This is a genomic window from Leptospira idonii (assembly GCF_004770995.1).
Taxonomy (GTDB): Bacteria; Spirochaetota; Leptospiria; order Leptospirales; family Leptospiraceae; genus Leptospira_A; species Leptospira_A idonii.
This window is the reverse complement of record NZ_RQHW01000042.1, coordinates 38,694-57,679: the sequence shown is the minus strand read 5'-3', so window position 1 is coordinate 57,679 and position 18,986 is coordinate 38,694. Positions and strand designations below refer to the sequence as shown.

The 18,986-nt window shown below is 41.8% G+C and carries 15 protein-coding genes; 4 read left to right on the top strand and 11 right to left on the bottom strand.

Annotation, left to right across the window (positions count from 1 at the left end; translation table 11 throughout):
* Both EHS15_RS10805 and EHS15_RS10800 read right to left on the bottom strand, forming a co-directional pair.
* A complete protein-coding gene (locus tag EHS15_RS10805; protein WP_135760585.1) occupies positions 1-732 on the bottom strand; it encodes a hypothetical protein in 732 nt (243 codons plus the stop codon).
* Positions 733-772: 40 nt separating this feature from the next.
* The gene (locus EHS15_RS10800; protein ID WP_135760584.1) at positions 773-1,690 is read right to left on the bottom strand and encodes an RNA polymerase sigma factor; all 918 of its coding nucleotides are present in this window, start codon (positions 1,688-1,690) and stop codon (positions 773-775) included.
* Positions 1,691-1,810: 120 nt separating this feature from the next.
* On the opposite strand from EHS15_RS10800, the gene EHS15_RS10795 reads away from it, so the two are divergent.
* Positions 1,811-2,683 carry a M23 family metallopeptidase gene (locus EHS15_RS10795; RefSeq protein WP_342775519.1) on the top strand — a complete coding sequence of 291 codons (873 nt, stop codon included), beginning with the start codon at positions 1,811-1,813 and terminating at the stop codon, positions 2,681-2,683.
* Between the two features lie 3 nt (positions 2,684-2,686).
* Here EHS15_RS10795 and EHS15_RS10790 read toward each other — a convergent pair whose 3' ends face one another.
* The 3 genes from EHS15_RS10790 to dnaE all read right to left on the bottom strand — a co-directional run bounded on the left by EHS15_RS10790 (position 2,687) and on the right by dnaE (position 9,259).
* Positions 2,687-4,564, bottom strand: coding sequence for an AMP-dependent synthetase/ligase (locus EHS15_RS10790; RefSeq protein ID WP_135760583.1), 1,878 nt, complete (start codon positions 4,562-4,564; stop codon positions 2,687-2,689).
* A 106-nt stretch (positions 4,565-4,670) separates the two neighbouring features.
* On the bottom strand, positions 4,671-5,759 hold the full coding sequence (locus EHS15_RS10785) for a helix-turn-helix domain-containing protein (RefSeq protein WP_135760582.1): 1,089 nt from the start codon (positions 5,757-5,759) through the stop codon (positions 4,671-4,673).
* Positions 5,760-5,764: 5 nt separating this feature from the next.
* A complete protein-coding gene (gene dnaE, locus EHS15_RS10780) occupies positions 5,765-9,259 on the bottom strand; it encodes a DNA polymerase III subunit alpha (protein WP_135760581.1) in 3,495 nt (1,164 codons plus the stop codon).
* 164 nt (positions 9,260-9,423) lie between these two features.
* Here dnaE and cobT point away from each other — a divergent pair, with 164 nt between their 5' ends.
* Genes cobT through EHS15_RS10765 form a run of 3 tightly spaced genes read left to right on the top strand, consistent with a single transcriptional unit; the run spans position 9,424 to position 11,916 of the window.
* Entirely contained in the window at positions 9,424-10,473 is a 1,050-nt protein-coding gene (cobT, locus tag EHS15_RS10775) for a nicotinate-nucleotide--dimethylbenzimidazole phosphoribosyltransferase (RefSeq protein WP_135760580.1), read from the top strand.
* Positions 10,474-10,498: 25 nt separating this feature from the next.
* On the top strand, positions 10,499-11,356 hold the full coding sequence (locus EHS15_RS10770; protein ID WP_135760761.1) for an adenosylcobinamide-GDP ribazoletransferase: 858 nt from the start codon (positions 10,499-10,501) through the stop codon (positions 11,354-11,356).
* Positions 11,341-11,916, top strand: coding sequence for a histidine phosphatase family protein (locus EHS15_RS10765; protein WP_135760579.1), 576 nt, complete (start codon positions 11,341-11,343; stop codon positions 11,914-11,916). Before EHS15_RS10770 ends, EHS15_RS10765 begins: the two co-directional genes overlap by 16 nt.
* On the opposite strand, the gene EHS15_RS10760 is transcribed toward EHS15_RS10765, so the two are convergent.
* The 6 genes from EHS15_RS10760 to EHS15_RS10735 form a co-directional block, all read right to left on the bottom strand.
* A complete protein-coding gene (locus EHS15_RS10760; RefSeq protein ID WP_135760578.1) occupies positions 11,913-12,467 on the bottom strand; it encodes a DUF1564 family protein in 555 nt (184 codons plus the stop codon). The genes EHS15_RS10765 and EHS15_RS10760 overlap by 4 nt on opposite strands.
* Positions 12,468-12,549: 82 nt before the next feature.
* The gene (gene gatB, locus EHS15_RS10755) at positions 12,550-14,013 is read right to left on the bottom strand and encodes an Asp-tRNA(Asn)/Glu-tRNA(Gln) amidotransferase subunit GatB (protein ID WP_135760577.1); all 1,464 of its coding nucleotides are present in this window, start codon (positions 14,011-14,013) and stop codon (positions 12,550-12,552) included.
* Between the two features lie 90 nt (positions 14,014-14,103).
* Positions 14,104-15,198: a bacteriohemerythrin gene (locus tag EHS15_RS10750; RefSeq protein ID WP_135760576.1), complete on the bottom strand. Its 1,095-nt coding sequence runs from the start codon at positions 15,196-15,198 to the stop codon at positions 14,104-14,106.
* A gap of 128 nt (positions 15,199-15,326) precedes the next feature.
* On the bottom strand, positions 15,327-16,808 hold the full coding sequence (locus tag EHS15_RS10745) for an aldehyde dehydrogenase family protein (protein ID WP_135760575.1): 1,482 nt from the start codon (positions 16,806-16,808) through the stop codon (positions 15,327-15,329).
* A gap of 69 nt (positions 16,809-16,877) precedes the next feature.
* Positions 16,878-17,438, bottom strand: a complete 561-nt coding sequence (locus EHS15_RS10740) for a thioredoxin domain-containing protein (RefSeq protein WP_135760574.1) — start codon at positions 17,436-17,438, stop codon at positions 16,878-16,880.
* Positions 17,425-18,960, bottom strand: a complete 1,536-nt coding sequence (locus EHS15_RS10735; protein ID WP_135760573.1) for a methyl-accepting chemotaxis protein — start codon at positions 18,958-18,960, stop codon at positions 17,425-17,427. Before EHS15_RS10735 ends, EHS15_RS10740 begins: the two co-directional genes overlap by 14 nt.
* Positions 18,961-18,986 lie beyond the last annotated feature (26 nt).

The window sequence follows — 18,986 nt, the reverse complement described above, 5'->3', positions numbered from 1 at the left end:
TTATCCTACCAAAACAGATAAGTCAAATGATTTTGATTTGCCGTTTCCTAGAAACTCTATGCTGTAATTGCCAGGTTTTAGACCGGAAAAACTAGCAGTTCCTTCCAAGCTGATTTTGCTGGACAGGATGAACCTTCCGTCCTTTCTCAAATTGACTTGGTGGAATCTTCCCTCTTGGTTGGTTTCCGCTTTTACGGAAAGATACACTTCTTCAGGGGTTTCCTTAACAATTTGATAGTAAAATCTTTGGTTTTCTGCAGTTGTTTCCTCAAAAATCACAGAGTTTGTATCTTGAGGGATCGTGTCGGCTGATGCGCGTAACACGGGTGCCAAATCGAAAGACTCTTGGATTTTCACGGACTCAAGAAGACTGTCGATGAGTTGAATTCCCTTTTGGGACAAACGAACGATGAGAGTGTCTTTTTTCTCAGGAGCCGCCAGATTTGTTTCCGTATAATGTTTTAAAAAGTCAGGGAGAGGGTGGCCATGTTTGCCGTCTAAGAGCAGTTCTGCTTTTGCAATGTCTAAGGTCTCTCGGAAGGCGAAGTAAGCATCCTTTTCAAAGAATGTGGAATTTTGTTCGAATAAGGCGACAAGTGTTTCTTCACATGCCATAAATTCTTTTAAATTTTCTTCACTCTCAAAGACCTGCTCCCAAGGAATTTCTTTCTCAGAAAAGAATAATTCTCTGATTTGATTCGGGTCGCGATCCTGTTTTTCCGCGTTTTTCATGAAGATACCTAACCTATTCTGGTTTAAGAGACGAAAGAAATTAATCTTCCTCATCCAAATCGTGGAATTTTTTTTGAATTTTTTCCATGACTCGTAGCAAAGTTACGCTCACTCCTCCTTCGGAAACCCCTAAAATACGGGATATTTCCCGATAAGGAGTGCGAACCAAAAAGTGACCTTTGTTCTTTTTTTCGATGAGTTTCTTTCTCTGTTCGTATTTTTTTCTTAAAGAATGTTCCAATTTTTCCCGGAGATGCACTGCTTCCAGATTGTCTCCCATCGCTTTGGACTTCTTTTGTTCTTTCAAATCCAGAATATTCAAATATAAGGAAGTGATTTTGTCTTCCATTCGAAGATTTTCTTCTTCTTTGTCGCTTAAGTTTTCCCGAATCTGTAGGATTTCCAAACGGATTTGATCTTCCGTCAGATTCGTTTTTTCGGAAATATAACGGATCTCTTCCGCATCCAAATGGAGATAGTAGATAAAGGAAAGTTTAAACACTACCCGATTTTCCACTTTCACGTCCAAAAGTACGGATTGGAATTTTTCGGAAACGTCCTGGGCTTTGGAAAGAGCTTCCGCTTTCAGATCGGGTTCGTCCTCGATCGTACTGTATTCTTTCCCTTCTTTATTGACCTTATTGATGGATTGAATTTTTAACTCTCGTTTGGTTCTCTGCCAATCGATCAATAGATTGCGGAGCACTGAGAAAAACCAGGTCTTAAAGCTGGATTTACCTACGAAACTTTGAAACCTTTTTCCTGATTTCAGCCTTTCGAAAGCGTAAATATAATAATCGCTGGCATCATCCTCGGAAAGATGAAATACCCGAATTGGAAAATTATAAATATCTTGTGAATAAATTTCGAAAAAACGACGGAGAGAAAACTCATCCCCTTGCCCGCTTTTTTTTACTATTTCCAGAATTTCTTCATTAGAATAGGCAACAACAGACATTATCTTCTTTCCTGATTTATACCTAGTCGGTAAGATTCCATAAATATGACAAGTAGTGTCCGCAGATTCGTTAGAATGGCAAGTTTTCTTTTCTTTTTTGTTAGCTTTTCTTTGATTTTTATGTCGCTCCGGGCGGAGGGGCCAGGTACTAAGCCGAGCTTTCAATGGCCGATCCAAGGGTTGGATCTTCCCGGCCTAATCACAAGTACATTCGGAGAATCCAGGAAAGACCATTTCCACAACGGGCTTGATATTTCCTCCGTTTTCCAGCCGGTTCGCAGCTTAGAGAAAGGGTTCGTTTTGTATTCTCGTTATGCAGAGGACAATCCTTTTGAAGAAGAAAGAGGATCCGGCAATATAGTATGGATCGCACATAACGAAGGGTACATTAGCGGCTACTATCATTTAGCCGGATCCCGTCACGAAAATATACGAAACAAAAGAGAAGTGGAAGCGGGAGACATAGTAGGTGTCTCGGGTAACACGGGTCACTCGACAGGGGGACACTTACATTTCGTACTCGGTAAAGACTACGGAAAAACCCTTTTAGACCCTTTGCAGTTTTTACCTCCTATAGAGGATAAAATCCCTCCTCAAATCGCCAATATGTTCATCCATGTGGGAGAGACCTATACGAACATCAACGACGGAGATAATATCAACGTATCCAAGGCATTTCCTTTGACCATTAGCATCATCGATGCAGGGGTCAAAAACAGCCAAAGAAGGGGAATTAGGGATGTCGAATATATCTTCAACGGAGAAGCGCTGAAAAAAACCAGTTTCAATTCCATTCATTTCGATAAGGGAAAATGGAAAACGGCCAACGGATACAGCTTCGACGATTTATTCTTTAAGGATCGTTATCTGGCGGGAGTTTTGAATCTAAAAACGGGTGAGAACATCATCAAGGTGATCGCCTCCGACTTCAGCGGACAAAAGTCGGAGAGATCTTTCAGTGTGAACGTAACCAGAATCAGTTCCGGAAACTAAAATCTATCGATACAACTCCTCTATTTTACTCTCGTATTTTTCCGAGATCACATGTCTCTTAAGAGAGAGTTTGGCTGTCAGTTCATCACCCACTTCGAAAGGTTTAGGAAGAACTGCGACGGACACAACTCTCTCGAAAGACTTGAATCCTGTTTGTGCGTTGATCTTTGCCCTCACTTCATTTTCGATTTTTTCCTTCACCTTAGGAGTAGCGGCAATCTGAGGAAGATCCACTCCATATTCGGATAATGCCTGCAAGTTGGGAACAATCAAAGCACTCAAAAACTTTCTATCCTGACCCACCACCATACACTGATCGATGTATTCCGATTCCAAAAGTTTCGCCTCGATAGGAACCGGCTCTACGTTTTCTCCCCCCAAAAGGACGATGGTTTCTTTAGTTCTGCCGACGATCTTCAGGCATTCGTTCGCAGTATATAATCCGATGTCGCCGGTGTTCATCCATCCGTCTGACATTACTTTTGCGGTAGCATCTTGGTTTTTGAAATATCCCTGCATTACCTGAGGGCCCTTTACATGAATCTCTCCCTTTCTTCCGTATTGGATGATTCCTTTCGTAGTATCCAAGAACACTTCTCCCGTTTTCCAATCCACAAGTTTGATGTCCGTTCCTCCGTAAAGAGGTCCCACAGTTCCCGCTACCAGATTGTCGAAGGTTCTAACTGCGATTACGGGGGAAGTTTCCGTCATTCCGTATCCTTCCAAAACGGGAATTCCGATCGTATTGAAAAACTCATCCACATGGAAAGGAAGAGCTCCTCCTCCGGAAACGGAACCTCTGAGTTTTCCTCCCGTCGCCTGACGAATCTTAGATAAAACAAGGGAATCGAAAAGTAGATAAGGAAAGAGTGATATTAGAAATAAAAAGAAGTTTCCTATAAAGGAAAAAACCCTTTCCGGAAAGGAACGAGGAGTCAAACGCAAGTCCATTCCTTTTAAAACCTGTAGAGATCGAAATTGAGTTTTGGCAAGGAAAGTAGCTACCTGAAACATCAACCTCTTTATGGAAGAAGCTTTGAGAATATTGCCTTCGATTCCACCGTAAATACTTTCCCAAAGTCTGGGAGCGGAAGCCATAAAGGTTGGTTTTACAAGAGCAAGGTCTTCTTTGAGAGATCTTACATTCGTATAATACGTACAAGTTCCGTTCGCCATACTGAAAATTTCGAACATCCTTTCGAAAATATGCCAGATAGGAAGAATCGAAAGCGCTCGATCTTCCTTTGCCAGACGGATGGGCATATATTCCACCTGAGAAAGAATATTGGAATGTGTGAGCATGACTCCTTTCGGAGCTCCCGTCGTTCCGGAAGTATAAATCAAAGTATATAGATCCGTTCCTTTGACTTGGGAAATTCGTTTCTGCAAATTTTGGGGAGATCTTCCGTTACCCATCACTTCCGTATAATTGCGAAGAGGGAAACGCGTGGATTTGATGGAATCCTTTTGAAAACTCGGATCTAAAACGATGATTTCTCTCAAGGAAACAAGTTTGGATTCTACGTTCAGAATCTTTTTAAGGACGGTTTGGTTCTCAACGATTAAAATTTTCGCTTCCGAGTGATTGAGAATGTATTCGATATCTTGTTCCGTGACATCCGAAGCTCGAGGGACATCTGCGCATCCGGCAAAACAAATACCTATATTGGCAACCATCCAAGGATAACAGTTGTCAGCAAATAAAGCGATTCGATCGCCTGTTTCGACACCTTTCAGTCCTTCGCTGAAAGCAATCGCATCGTCAATTAACTCCGCATAGGTTTTGGCTGAAAATGTTTTATTCGGTTGTTTGGTGGCAAAGGCAGGCTGATTGGGATATTTATCCTTAAGCCCTAAATAAAACTCTAAAAGATTTTGCATGGAACCGCATCTCCTGTAAATGTACGGTCCTTATTATAGAATCGATTGTTTGTAAAATCGTCCTAGAGAATTCTATGGCACTTAAGGTTTGGTCTTAGAGAATTCTTTAGGACGAATGGGATCTGAATTCCGTGGGAGTTTTCCCTTCTTTTTCCAAAAAGGCACGATTGAATGTGGATTTGGAATTGAACCCCACGGAATCGGCGATCGAAAGGATCGACCTCTTAGGATCTTCCAATAGGATTTTTTTTGCTTCAGCGATTCGATAGTCATTGATGAAATGAAAAAAACTTTTTCCGAAATGAATGTTGAGTAGCTCCGACATCTGCTGAGGGCGGATTTGCACTGCTTCCGCAAACTTAGAAAGATTCAGATCTTCATCGCAATAGATTCGTTCTTCTGTCATAAGTCTCTCGATTTCGGATTTAAGAGAGCTCAAATCCAAATTCACTAACTTTGATTTTTCGTACTTTGTGCGCTTGATCTCTTCCTGAACGAAAGAAAGAAAAGGTTTCCAAACTTCTCTTGCGATAAAATAAAAGAACATAAGAAAAGGAAGGAGTAAGGCGCTGAGTTCTCTCAGAAACGAGATTTTCAAAAGATAACCGAAGGTGCCTACAAGTAGATCCAACCAAATAAAACAAATGAAAACCAAAGTCAGTCTTCCTTCCTTCTTTAGGAAAAGATTCCAGCTAACAAAAGGAACAACATAACGTTTGAAGAACAAACCTGCGGAGATAAGAATCCCCAGTTTGATGGCAAGATTCATGGAAAAAACAAGGATCGGATACACTCCTGCAGGAGGCTCCGTCAAAAAAAGAATCTTTTCATAATGAGATTTCAGATAAAAAGGAATGAGAATAAAAAAGGAAAAAGCGGCAGGGGTATAGACGATTTTAGGAAGAGCCGGTTTTTTTTCCGTCAGAGAAAGAACGAAATATTCGTAAAGAACAGGGGCGGATAAAAGAACGAAAGGAATATGGATGAAAGTGATTCCGGGAATTCTAAGAAAGAGTTTGGAAAAATAAAAAGAACCTGCAATCAGCCAAAGTCCTGTAGAGAACAAAACGAAAGACCATCTAATTCGAGTTTGTTTGTTTTCATCCTGTCTTACCAAAAAGGAAACGGCCCAAACGATGCAGAAGATTCCGCCGGATCCTAGCCATAAGAATCCTAATGCTTCCTTTAGTTCCATAAACTTTAACCGAAGACTCTTACTTCTTCTCCCACTGTGTAACGAACGGTTCCCGTGCCCAATATATCGGAAAGAGTCTTCATTAAATCGTTCGTAATCTCGATGGAAAAATGATCATGGGCACGGATGACTTTTTTTTCTCCCGTGCCGGTAAGATGAAAAAAAACCGCAGACCCTCCCCTATGAACGGAAAGTACGTCTTGAAGTTTCAGAATGATCTCTCTATTTTTTTCTTCCGCCATATCAATCGTTAGATGGAGAGTTTTTTCCATTTTCTTTTCGATCGTGATTTGGTTCAGCTCTTCCACTTGATTGACGATGATCTGTCCTCTGAGTTCGGACTCTTCCGTATCGACTCTTTCCAGAACCCCTCGAATGAAGATGGTTTTGTCCTCTACGAAAAGAGGTTTAAAATCGGCATAGGTTCTAGGAAAAGCGACACATTCGATCTCTCCGGTCTGATCCTCTAACATAAAGTTGATGAATTCGTCTTTCTTTTTGGTAAGTTTGATTTGTTTTTTGGAAAGAACTCCCGCAATTTCCACTTTGGATTTAGGACGGACATCTTCCAATCTTTCGATCGTTGTCGGTTTTAATGAACGAAGTTGATCCGCATACTTATCCAAAGGGTGGCCGGATAGATATAATCCCGTGGTTTCTTTTTCTTTCTTTAAAAATTCATCGAAGTTCCATTCTTCTCCGTCTTTAGGAAGAATGAGGTCATAACCTGAGCCGGCGGTTGCGGCACCAAACAATGAAAATTGACCTTCTTTTTCCTCTGCCTGTTTCTTTTGAGCATAGGAAAGAATAGCATCCGTAGATTCGAATATGGTTTTACGGCTGAATCCGAAAGAATCGAATCCTCCTCCTTGCGCCAATGCTTCCAGAACCTTTTTGTTCGCAAGACGAGTGTCCAGATATTTTGCAAAATCGTCTATCTTCGGATAACCGCCTAACTTCTTTCTGTTGGCGAGGATGTTTTCCGCAGCAAGTTCCCCCACTCCTTTGATGGAAGATAATCCGAATCGAACCGTTTTATCATCCGTGATTTCGAAGGAAATATCTGATTCACGCACATCCGGTCCGAGGATACGAATTCCCATTTCCTTAGCGTTATTGATGTATTTAACCACGTCCGTAATTTTGGAGTGATCTCCCGATAAAAGAGCGGTCATATATTCGATCGCATAGTTCGCCTTGAGGTAGGCAGTTTGATAGGTGACGAATGCATACGCCACGGAGTGAGATTTATTGAAACCGTATTCTCCGAATTTTTCCAACTGTTCGAAAAGTTCCGTGGCGAGTTTTTCGGAAATTTGTTTTTCCTTAGCACCTTTTACGAATTTTTCCTTTAAGGCAGGGAGTTTCGATTTATCCTTTTTTGCCATCGCCTTACGAAGAACATCCGAATCTCCTACGGAATATCCTCCCATGATTCGGGAGATACCCATCACCTGCTCTTGATAAACGACCACTCCGTAAGTTTCGGAAAGAACTTGTGCCAAACTTTCGTGAGGATATATAACTTTCTTTTTACCGTTTTTTCGCTCCAAATAATCGTCCAACATCCCCGAACCCATCGGACCTGGACGATATAACGCCAGCAAGGCGGCAATCTCTTCGAATTTCTGAACTTGTGCTTTGGCAAAAAGGTCGCGGATTCCCGTCGAAGAGTCCAACTGGAAGATCCCTAAAACGTTCGCCTTTCGGAGAAGACTGAAAGTATTCGGATCGTCTAACGGAATTTTATCGAGATCCAGTTTGATCCCGTGTCTTCTTTCAATGATTTTAGTCGCATGATGGATAGTAGTTAAGTTTTTGAGACCTAAGATATCCATCTTGATGAGTCCCACCTGCTCCGACATATTTTTGTCGTATTGGGTGACGATGGATCTCCCATCCTTACCTGCTTCACTGACCGTCGAAAGGGGAACCACTTCTTCCAGAGGAGATGGAGCAATTACGACTCCTGCAGCATGTCTTCCCACCTGACGATAGTTACCTTCGAGCTTTTGAGCGATGGAAAAAACTTTTTTATTGAGTTCCGTTTTTTCAGCGAGATCTTTCAGGTCTTTGGAAGTATCGATCGCCTCTTGGATGGTGATTCCCAGTTTTTTAGGAAAGAGTTTGCTCATCTCGTTCACTTCCGAGAAAGGAACGTTGAAAACTCTTGCTACGTCTTTGATCGCAGCTTTTGCAGCAAGGGAACCGAAAGTGATGATTTGTCCTACTCTATCTTCACCATATCTATGTTTAATGTAGTTGATGACTTCTTCCCGTCTCTCCACACAAAAGTCGGTATCGATATCCGGCATGTCCTTACGATCAGGATTGAGGAACCTTTCGAAGAGAAGATTATAACGGATAGGATCCACATTCGTGATGCCTAATGCATAAGCGATGATGGACCCGGCTGCGGAACCGCGGCCGGGTCCGACGGGGATTCCTGTTCTTCTGGCGAAGTTGATATAGTCCTGGACGATGAGAAAGTATCCCGCAAAATGCATGTTACGGATTGTCTGCATTTCGAAATCGGTTCTTTCTTTTACAACCGGAGTGATTTCTCCGTATTTTTCCTTGATCCCGTCCCAAACTAATTTTTCCAAATATGAGTCCGTATCGAATCCGTTCGGTACTTCGAAAGGAGGGAGGAGAGGATTGCCGAATTGAAAATTAAGCGAACATTTATCCCGGATCGCCAAAGTATTGTAAAATGCATCTTGGTGATCCGGAAAAAGAGAAAACATTTCCCTGGGACTTTTTACGTAAAAATTTTCGTTGAAACCGAAACGCATCTCATCATCGATATTTTTACGCATCCCGATACGAAGTAAGATGTCTTGCGCTTCTCTATCGTCCTTGGTAAGGAAGTGAGAATCGTTGGTAAGTACCAAAGGAATTCCCGTTCGTTTGGAAAATCCCATCACCGCTTCGGCGACAGTTTTTTGCTCCGGGATTCCGTGGTCTTGGATCTCCATATAAAAATCTTCCTTGCGGAAAATCTCATGAAGCTTACCAGCTAACGCATACGCCTTATCTTCTTTACCTTCCAGGATCTTACGGTTGACTTCTCCGGCAAGGCATGCAGTCAGACAAACAAGTCCTTCACTGTGTTTCTCCAAAAGATCATAATCGATTCTAGGTTTACGATAAAAGCCTTCCGTAAAGGAACGACTGGCAAGACGGATGATATTTCGATATCCTACTTCATTTTTACAAAGCAGGATGATATGATAGGCACCCCCATCCGCAATTTCATCCATTTCAGTTTCAGCGGATCGAGAGGGGGAAACATAAAATTCACAACCGATAATCGGTTTGACATCGTGTTTGACGGCTTCTTTATAAAATTCGATAGCGCCGTACATATTACCATGGTCTGTGATGGCTACGGAGCTCATCCCCAGCTCTTTTACACGCTTCATAAGATCACTGATGCGGATGGCGCCATCCAGCATCGAATATGTGGTATGAAGGTGTAAATGTGTAAAATCTTCCATGGTTCAAGTGACATAGTGACAGAGAGGTCTCTAAGAGTAAAGCCTCCAAAGGGAAGCCAGGGTGGATTTTTTTTAGGGGGATGACCAAATCTGAAAACGGGAAATAGAAACCAAGTCCAAAAAATCTCGATCTGAGAAGAGATCCGATAAATGATGATTTTGATATGTCATCCTTTTCCCTACCCGAAATTCAACCAGTAACAACGATTTTGCGAGACAAAATTCAGCATAAAATAGATCGTAAAACGAAACCTTTAGGAGCCTTAGGGCACTTGGAAAAAATCAGCCTTCAGATTGCGGAAATTCAGAACACTCTGACACCTAAACTGATCGATCCGATCCTACTGCTTTTTGCCGCCGACCATGGAATAACGGACGAAGGAGTGAGTGCCTATCCGAAAGAAGTAACTTGGCAGATGGTGCAAAATTTTTTAGCAGGAGGAGCCTGCTGCAATGTATTTGCAAAATACAACGAAATCCAAATTAAGGTGGTCGATGCAGGAGTCGATCACGAGTGGCAAACAAACCATGCTTCTCTCTACCAAACAAAGATTAGACGTGGAACAGATAACTTCAAACTAAAACCTGCGATGTCCGTGAAAGAAGCAGAAACGTGTTTACAGAGAGGAATGGAATTTCTTAGGCGGGAAGAATTTGCAAAAACGAATGTGCTTTTATTCGGAGAGATGGGGATAGGAAACACCTCATCCGCCTCTATGTTGTTAAGTTGCATAACAGGGATCCCTCTCTCTGAACTAGTGGGAAGCGGAACAGGGTTAAATCAAGAGGGAAGAAATCATAAAGTTAAGATTTTATCCGAAGCACAAAGGAGAGGAGGAATTCCCCATTCCGGTATTGACATTATTGCGGAATATGGGGGGTTTGAGATAGGGATGATGGCGGGGGCAATTTTGGAAGCGGCCCGTCAGAAAAAAACAATTCTGATCGATGGGTTTATCGCCACCGCCGGATTTGCGATCGCACATCAATTGCAACCGAACATAAAAGACTATTGTATTTTTGCACATAAATCCGAAGAGAAAGGACATCGACTTGTCTTAGAACACTATCAAATCAAACCTCTCTTAGATCTGAATATGAGATTGGGAGAAGGAACGGGGGCATTGGCCGCCTATCCTCTATTAGAAATGAGCGTCCGTTTCTTAAACGAGATGGCTTCTTTTGAAGAAGCAGGGGTAAGTGATAAAGATTAGTATGAAAAACAAAATGATGCAATTTATACAATTTATAGTTCATGAAATCAGACTATTTTTCATTGCTATCTGGTTTTTATCCAGGTTACCGATTCCGAAGTGGGTCGGATTTCAGGAGGAATGGCTTGATACTTCCATCAAATATTCGCCGTTTGTCGGATGGATATTGGGAAGTTTAGGATTTATCGTTTTCTTTATTTTTCAAATTCTATTCGGAACTTTAGTCGCATTCATTTTGAGCCTAGGGTTTCTAATCATCATTACAGGATGTTTTCATGAAGACGGATTTTCCGATTTCTGTGACGGGATCGGAGGAGGATGGAAAAGAGAAGATATTCTCCGTATTATGAAGGATAGTCGAGTAGGAAGCTTTGGAGCCGCAGGATTAAGTTTGTTATTGATCTTAAAAGTAGCGGCAGCATTTCAATCCTTAAAACCGATGGATTCGATTTTCGGAATTCACTCCTTTTCGGAAGAAGGAAAAAACATCATTTCCATTTTTGAAGATAACTTAGTAACTCTAGTAAAGGTTTGGCTTCTGTTCGTTGTAGCCCATAGTTTAAGCCGCTTTATTTCTTTAAGTTTTATGATCACTCACAACTATGCAAAAGAGGAAGGATATTCCAAACCGATGGCAAAGAATCTAACGAAGGGAGAATTTATCTTTTCTGCGATCGGGGGTTTTTTGCCTCTAGGAATACTCATCTACATATCCCCTCTTTTCAGCTTGCTCCTTTTGCCCGCCCTATTGATACGTAATTATTTTTCATCTCTCATGAAACAATGGATAGGCGGATTTACAGGAGATTGTTTAGGAGCAGTGCAGCAATCAATAGAAACTTTGATTTGGATATGGGGAATCTTTCTATGGATATCTATTTAGTTCGCCATCCGGAAACAATTGCGCCGAAAGGTTTATGTTACGGAAGATTGGATCTTCCCTTAAAAGAACCTGTAGAGGTCACTAGAGATTTGGTTCTCCAACAATTGATGGATCAAGGTTATGCTACTCCAGAAATAATTCTAGCAAGCCCGCTACCTAGAGCCAAAACATTAGCAGATTCCCTCGCCTCCCACTTTCATCTGGATCCTCCTCTAACTGACGAACGATTGATGGAATTGGATTTCGGAAGCTGGGAAGGCCGAATGTGGAACGACATTCCCAAGGAAGAAACCGAGCCCTGGATGGCCGATTTTGTAAATCAAAATGCGCCCGGAGGGGAATCCTTTCACGAACTTTCTTTGAGAATAGATCAACTAGCACAAGAATGGTGGCTCTCTGAAAATGCAAATATACTATCAAAGATTGGAAAGCAACGGCTTATGGTTGTTTCCCACTCTGCCCCCATTCGAGCAATCCTTTGCAAAAGAAAGGGCCTCAGTTTGGAAAAGGCCTTTCGATTAAAGGTAGATTTCGGTTCTGTCCATAGAATCAGTTACTAAGAATCAAAATAAAGAGCAACTTTTATGATGTGACGAGCAGAATCTGGGTGAGTTGTTTTATCGAGGGTTTGGGTGGAGATGAGCTTTCTCGTGTATGATGTGGTACCTCTCGCAAGACCCAACTCACGGACCAACCCAAGCCAGCCCAATTGCTCCCATTCTAATAACAGCACAAGTAATCTACTTCTAGAAACCTGAAGGGCCTGAGCCATCATATCCATTTCAACTAAGTCTTGGGATTCTACTCGACCACTCACTTTTCGCAATGAAAGTCCAGTTTTTTGATAAGATCGAGTCACCTTAGTTCTCCTTTGAGAAATCGATCCATAATAAATAAGATGAGCGGATTCTTCCAATAGGTTACGGATTCTAGCGGAAAAATAATATCGTTGCCCTTTCCAGACGGAAAGGGCAGTTACATGTTGATCTGGAACCAAAAAAGATGTACAAACAGTACCATCATATTCGAAACAATAAAGAGACTCTTCCGAGGATTCGCTTAAACATTCTTTACGAACCAACAACCAGGGTTTAGAAATTCCCGTTTCCATACATACCTCTTCCAATGACAGAAGAGGTTTTGAAGATTCGAATTGGTTCCAAATTTCAAGACAAGAAGGAGGAGGACTCGATTTAAGCTTTTTTCTTTTCTCCTAAAGGACCTAACTTTGCTAAAATCAATTCATTCACCAATTTTGGATCAGCCTTACCTTTAGTTTCTTTCATTACAGCACCAACAATCGCTCCGAGTGCTCGATCTTTTCCGTTGTTCCAAGCTTCTACCGATTCAGGCTGAGAAGCAATGACTCTTACAATGATCTCTTCAATCGCTTTATCATCTCGAACTACTTTTAAACCTTTCTCATTCACAATTGCTTCTGGAGCATCTGTAGAAGTCAGCATATCCTCAAATACTGTCTTAGCAATTTTTCCTGAAATATCTCCGCTATTGATCAATGCGACTAACTGACCGATGCGCTCCGGGCCTACCGTAAAGTCATGAATGGAAATATTTTCTTTATTCACGATTCCTAATACTTCATCCTTAACCCAGTTAGATGTTTTTTTTGCATCTTTAGAATAAACGAGTGCTTTCTCAAAATACTCAGCTATCTCTCGTTCGCTAGTTAATACTTCTGCATCATATTCGGGAAGTCCCAATTCTTTAATATATCTTTCTTTTTTTGCCCTAGGTAGTTCGGGTAGATGACGACGAATATCATCTATGTACTCATCCGTAATCACCAATGCAGGAAGATCCGGCTCTGGGAAATAACGATAATCGTGGCTCATCTCTTTAGATCGCATAGGAATCGTCTTCAAAAGAGCGGCATCCCAAAGTTTAGTCATCTGGTGAAATTTTTCACCGCGTGAATACATATCCTTCTGCCATTCAACTTCATAATCAATCGCTTGTTTGACGGCTTTGAACGAGTTGAGGTTTTTGATTTCCACTCTGGTTCTAAATCCTGCTTCGCCCTTCGGGCGGATGGATACGTTCGCATCACATCGCAGAGATCCTTCTTCCATATTGCAGTCGGATACCTGCACATAACGCAAGATTGTTTTCAACTCATTCAAATAAGCATACGCCTCTTCCGAAGATCGGATGTCCGGTTCGGAAACGATCTCGATCAAGGGGGTTCCTGCACGGTTGTAATCTACATAAGAACGATTCACAGACGGATCGTGGGAGTGAATGAGTTTGCCTGCATCCTCTTCCATATGAATACGAGTGAGTGGTATGAATTTTTCGGTCTCTTGGCCTTTCCATTTCACATGAAGACCACCCTTCGTAGCATAAGGTTTATCAAACTGAGAAATTTGATATCCTTTGGGAAGATCAGGATAAAAATAATTTTTTCTATCGAACTTAGTGAATTTCGTAATATCACATCCTAATGCCAATCCTGCTCGGACCGCTTTCTCCAGAACCACTTCATTTAATACTGGTAAGGTGCCAGGAAGTGCGACACAAAGTGTGGAAATATGAGTATTAGGGGAACCTCCGAATTCGTTGGTTGCCGTTGAAAAGATCTTAGAAACCGTATTGAGCTGAACGTGGACCTCAAGTCCGATAATTACTTCATATTCCATAGATGTATGACAGGTTTTTTCGGAAAAAACCAGATGGCAAATGAAAAAGATCTCGAATCAGGGCCCTACCCTAGGTCCCCCCGCCCGCACTCAACTCTCTTCCTGGATCACCGCTTTGTATAAAGCCTGCTGGTCGGGGGTGATTTCCGTCTCCCCTCGCGCATGAAGTTTTTTGGTAAATTCCAGAATCTCTCGGATTCGATTCTGGAAACTGAATCCGATCTTTTTATCCTCGAAGGCGATATGGGATAGAAGCCAATTTTTCAAATCTTGAACAAGATGTTGAGCCGCACTTGAATCACCGTTCTTAAACTCTTCATAACGCAGTTTCACGAACTCTACAAATCGTTTGTGCTGAGACATATGAGAGACCACATCCACAAAACGAAAGTATCTCATAATCTTTTCTTCCAAAGTAAAGTGAACCTGAGTGTATTCGATGGCCATATTGACCGTTCTCTGAAACACTTCCGACTCCTGCTCTCCCGACTTTAAAGCCCGATCCAATTCTACTACCATCTTCAATAGCCAGATATGTTGTAGATCGATGATAGGAATATGAGTTACAAGATTATATGTCTTCCAAATGTTTCGTATATCATGAACTACATCTTTTGTTTCGGTTGGACGCAAAGACGTATCTTCATCCAAAGAAGACTGAATGTTTTGGTACAAAAGAAACTGCGCCTTAGAAATTGGAAACTGACCGGATTGCAGTAGTTCGTTGCAATAGTCCCTTAAATTGACAGATTGCTGGTTGAAGTAATCAGAATAAGCACGATCATCGTGCAAAATATGTTGAAACAACCACTTCTTCAGAATTTGAAGCAATCCTAATGCGGCGACTTCAGAATTTTCGGAACCGTGAAATTTTTCGATCAACCTTTCTACGAAAAGTCGATGCCCTTTGACATGTTCCTCTAGATCGGGATAATTGAAATGTTCTAAAATATTTTCTTCAAGGGCAAAGTGTTCGGATACATAGTCCAATGCCTCACTGAAAGAAACTTTGATATCTTTGGAAAATGCAGGACGGTTCAAATCGGATAAAACTACTTCTAGTTTGATGATGATATGAACGAGCCATATATGCTGCAGATCAATGATGGGAATACCTAAAGAGAAAGGTTGGCTCTTCCAGGTATTCCTTAGTTCTTCTAAGTAAGCGGGAGTGCTGGTTTCCATACCTGAAACCAGCTTCCCACGACAGGTAGTTAGAGTCGTTTCAATTTCGTATATTAGGAAATTATATTTCTCCTAAGAACAATTCTAATTCTAAAATTCAATAGAACTTGAAATCGCTCGCTCCCGACTTATACGAACCACTTAGTAGTGAAATCTACGATGAACTTCACAAAACCTGTGTATGGAGGATACATCATCTTCACGATCGATAGTTTAGGAGTTTGTAAAACGGATCTTTCGTGAGAGAAAGCTTTGAATCCGAACAGACCATGATAACTTCCATGACCGGAATGATTCACTCCTCCGAAAGGAAGATTGGAGTTTACCAAATGTAAAATCACATCGTTCACAACAGCTCCTCCGGAGCTGGTTCGTTTCAGAATGTATTTCGCCGTTTTGGAACGATCCGTAAAAATGTACAATGCCAAAGGCTTCGGCTTGGAATTGATGATTCCGATCGCTTCATCCAGAGAATCGTAAGTGACGATAGGAAGCAACGGTCCGAAAATCTCATCTTCCATAATTCTAGCATGCAAAGGAACATCCACTAACACTGTAGGAGCGATGAAATTCTCATTGCCATTCACCTTACCGCCGTAAGCCACCTTGGCTCCTTTTTGAACGGCATCTTCTATATAAGAAGAAACTCTTCCGAAGTTTTTGTTATTGATGATGCGGCAAAAATCACGATTCTCGGCGAAACCATCTTCCTTCGCATTGAAGAATTTTTCAGTCGCCTCTTTTGCATATCCTACAAATGCATCTACTTTCGATTTAGGAAGCAGGAGATAATCGGGAGCGACGCAAGTTTGTCCTGCATTTAAAAATTTCCCCCACATCACTCTTTCTGCAGTGAGTTTCAAATCGGCATCTTCCGCCACAACTGTAGGCGACTTACCGCCCAACTCCAAAGTAACTGTTGTTAGGTTCTTCGCCGCAGCGGCCATTACTATCTTACCGACAGGAGTGGATCCTGTAAAAAAGATATGATCGAAAGGTTGCTCTAAAAGAGCGGTGGAAACGGAAACATCCCCTTCGAATACTGCAACTTCATTCTCGGAAAAAATCTCGGATAACATCACTTTCAATACGGTCGCTGTCTTAGGAGTGAACTCAGACGGCTTCAACATCACAGTGTTACCCGCAGAAATCGCAGCCGCCAAAGGTGCAATCGCCAGATGAAACGGATAGTTCCAAGGAGCGATGATCAAACAAACTCCTTTCGGCTCATAAACGATTTTACTTGTAGAACCGATGAGCGTCTGAGGAGTGCTAACGTTGACCGGACGCATCCAATGCTTCAAATGGCGGATCGAATCATTGATCTCTGCGATAGAAGGAAGGATTTCGGAGATGTCGACCTCTCTTGCTGATTTTTGAAAATCGGAATAAAGGGCTTTTTGAATTTCATCTTGGTATTTGAAGATGGTCGCTTTCAGTTTTTTTAGTTTGGTAATCCGTTCCTTCGCAGTGGACAAACGAAGTTCTAAAGCTTTGGTTTTTTGAGCGGGGAAAATACGGCTGATATCGGAAGGAGTAAAACTTTTAACATTTTCCGGTACGATGGAAGATCCGGCAGTACTGGTTTGAGAGAGAGTGGCTTGTGTCATAATCGGCTCCGTAATAATGACTCTCGTTCATTTACAGAAGCTCGACAAGAACTTTTTCAAAAAAATATGTCAATTTCTGTGCCGGTTGGACCAATCTTTGTAAAACTTCTCTCCTACCCGATTTTGCCAGGTGATTTTGTCCGATTTTCTTTCATGGATGAAAAGGCGGGCGGAATGATGGCTCTTTTCGAAGCGGTCGAGTCCTAATTGAGAGAGGATTTCTCGTTGGTTTGACGGAGGTACCACAATTCTCACCACATGAGGGAACCTCATCCGGTGGATTTCCTCTTTCTCGTCTCCAAAATCCCCGGAAAGATCCAAAAATACCAGTCGGAGAGAATTAGAATCTGCGGCTTCCCCCAATTTCTCCAGCCAAGGAAGAGAAGTGGCGCAAACGGTAGGACAATCCAAAAATCCGGAAAAAACCAAAGTGTCGTGAGGATCTTCCGGCAGAATTCGAACAATCTTCCCGTTTCCAGCTTCCCTCCCATCCGAGAATCGAATTTCCTTTCGAAAGGGAAGGTAGGATCCGCCTTTCTCGAGAACAAAGGAAAAAGAGAACAGCACTCCGACACATAACAAAAGAATGACGGCAAAAATCGAATTTTGAGAGAGATTAGACAATTTCATGAACGATTTGATTCAATTCCTTAAAACCTTTATCCGTATCGTTTACGATCGAAGTGATTTTTTCGGCCAGTTGGTTCGATTCCGCAACTGAGATCTTCAACTCCAACAATTCGTTGTTAATCTGCGAAACGATAGAATGCTGTTCTTCCGCAGAAACCACGACTACATCACTGTTCTCAGCCACTTTCAATATCTGATCCTGAAATTGTTTCTGATCGGATTCCGCATCGGTTAAGGTTCTTTCCACCGATTCCAAAGAATGACCGGCTAACTTTACCATACCGGTAAAATCTCCGTTGATTTTGGAAATCTCCTTGGACTTCTCTTCGCTTTTCTGAATCTCTGCGATCATGGCAGCAACAATATTACCTATCTCTTTCAAAGCGGCCTTGGTGGAATCTGCAAGTTTAGATACTTCCTGTGCGACGACACTGAATCCTTGTCCTGCATCTCCCGCTCTTGCAGCCTCGATCGCAGCATTTAACGCAAGCAAATTGACTCTTTCGGCGATGTCTTTGATCACTTTCAAAAAACGATCCATATCCTGGCTGTATAAGTTTAAGCCGTGAAAGGAAGCTACCAATGCATCGATTCCTTTTTCACTGTAATCCGCCTGAGAAATTGCTGACAACATATTCCCTCTCGCTTGTTTGGCGACATTACGAAATTGATTGAGGCGGTTTACAAAAAGATTGGAAATCGACAATAAATCGTGAGTGGCTTCGCTCTGCCCCTTTCCCATAGAAAGAATTCTATCGGATTGAGAAGAGTTTTCCTGAATGCTTGCTGCAATTGCATTCAAGGAATTGTTTTGAATCGAATTTTTTTCCGCCCATTCCTCGGAAGAACGAATCAGTATTTGATAGACGGATTGAAAATCTTCTGATTTTTGTTTCGCTTCTCCGATCAAGGTTCTCAAATGATCGGAAATTTCTTCTGATTTCGTCAAACTGAGAATTTGCGACTCCAAACGTTTATGAAAAACAATCGCAAGATACCCTAACGCCAAACATTCCACGATCACGAAAAAAGCATGAATCCCTACGATATCCCATCCGCATCCGTAATTAAAAACTTCGATCGGATAACCTGCCACGGACAACTCTATCTGCTGAAAATAATTGAATAAAGCATGATGAACTGCAATGAAGAGCCCCCCGCTTAAAAATACGAGCCAATCCTCATAGATCAATAAAAGTGCAAGTCCACTGAACACATGAAAATGCATTTCAATCCGCCCTAACTGTGCTTGGATTAAAATCGCAGACCACAACATGATCAAACATCCATTGATGATCCTTAACTTTCTTTGGCCTCTAAACAGAAGATAAGAAAGGAATCCTAGGGAAAAGGCGAAGAGACCGGAAATTAAAGTGGGGATATAAGTGCCGTAAGGTAAGGAAAACAGTATAGAAACAGGGATATGGATAAAAAAGGCGATCAGAAACCAACGATCCGCATTTAAACTTCTCTCTTTGATTTCTTGTTCTAATCTTTTGTGAAAAGCAGAATCCTCATCCATGACTACACACTCCAAACAACGGTAAA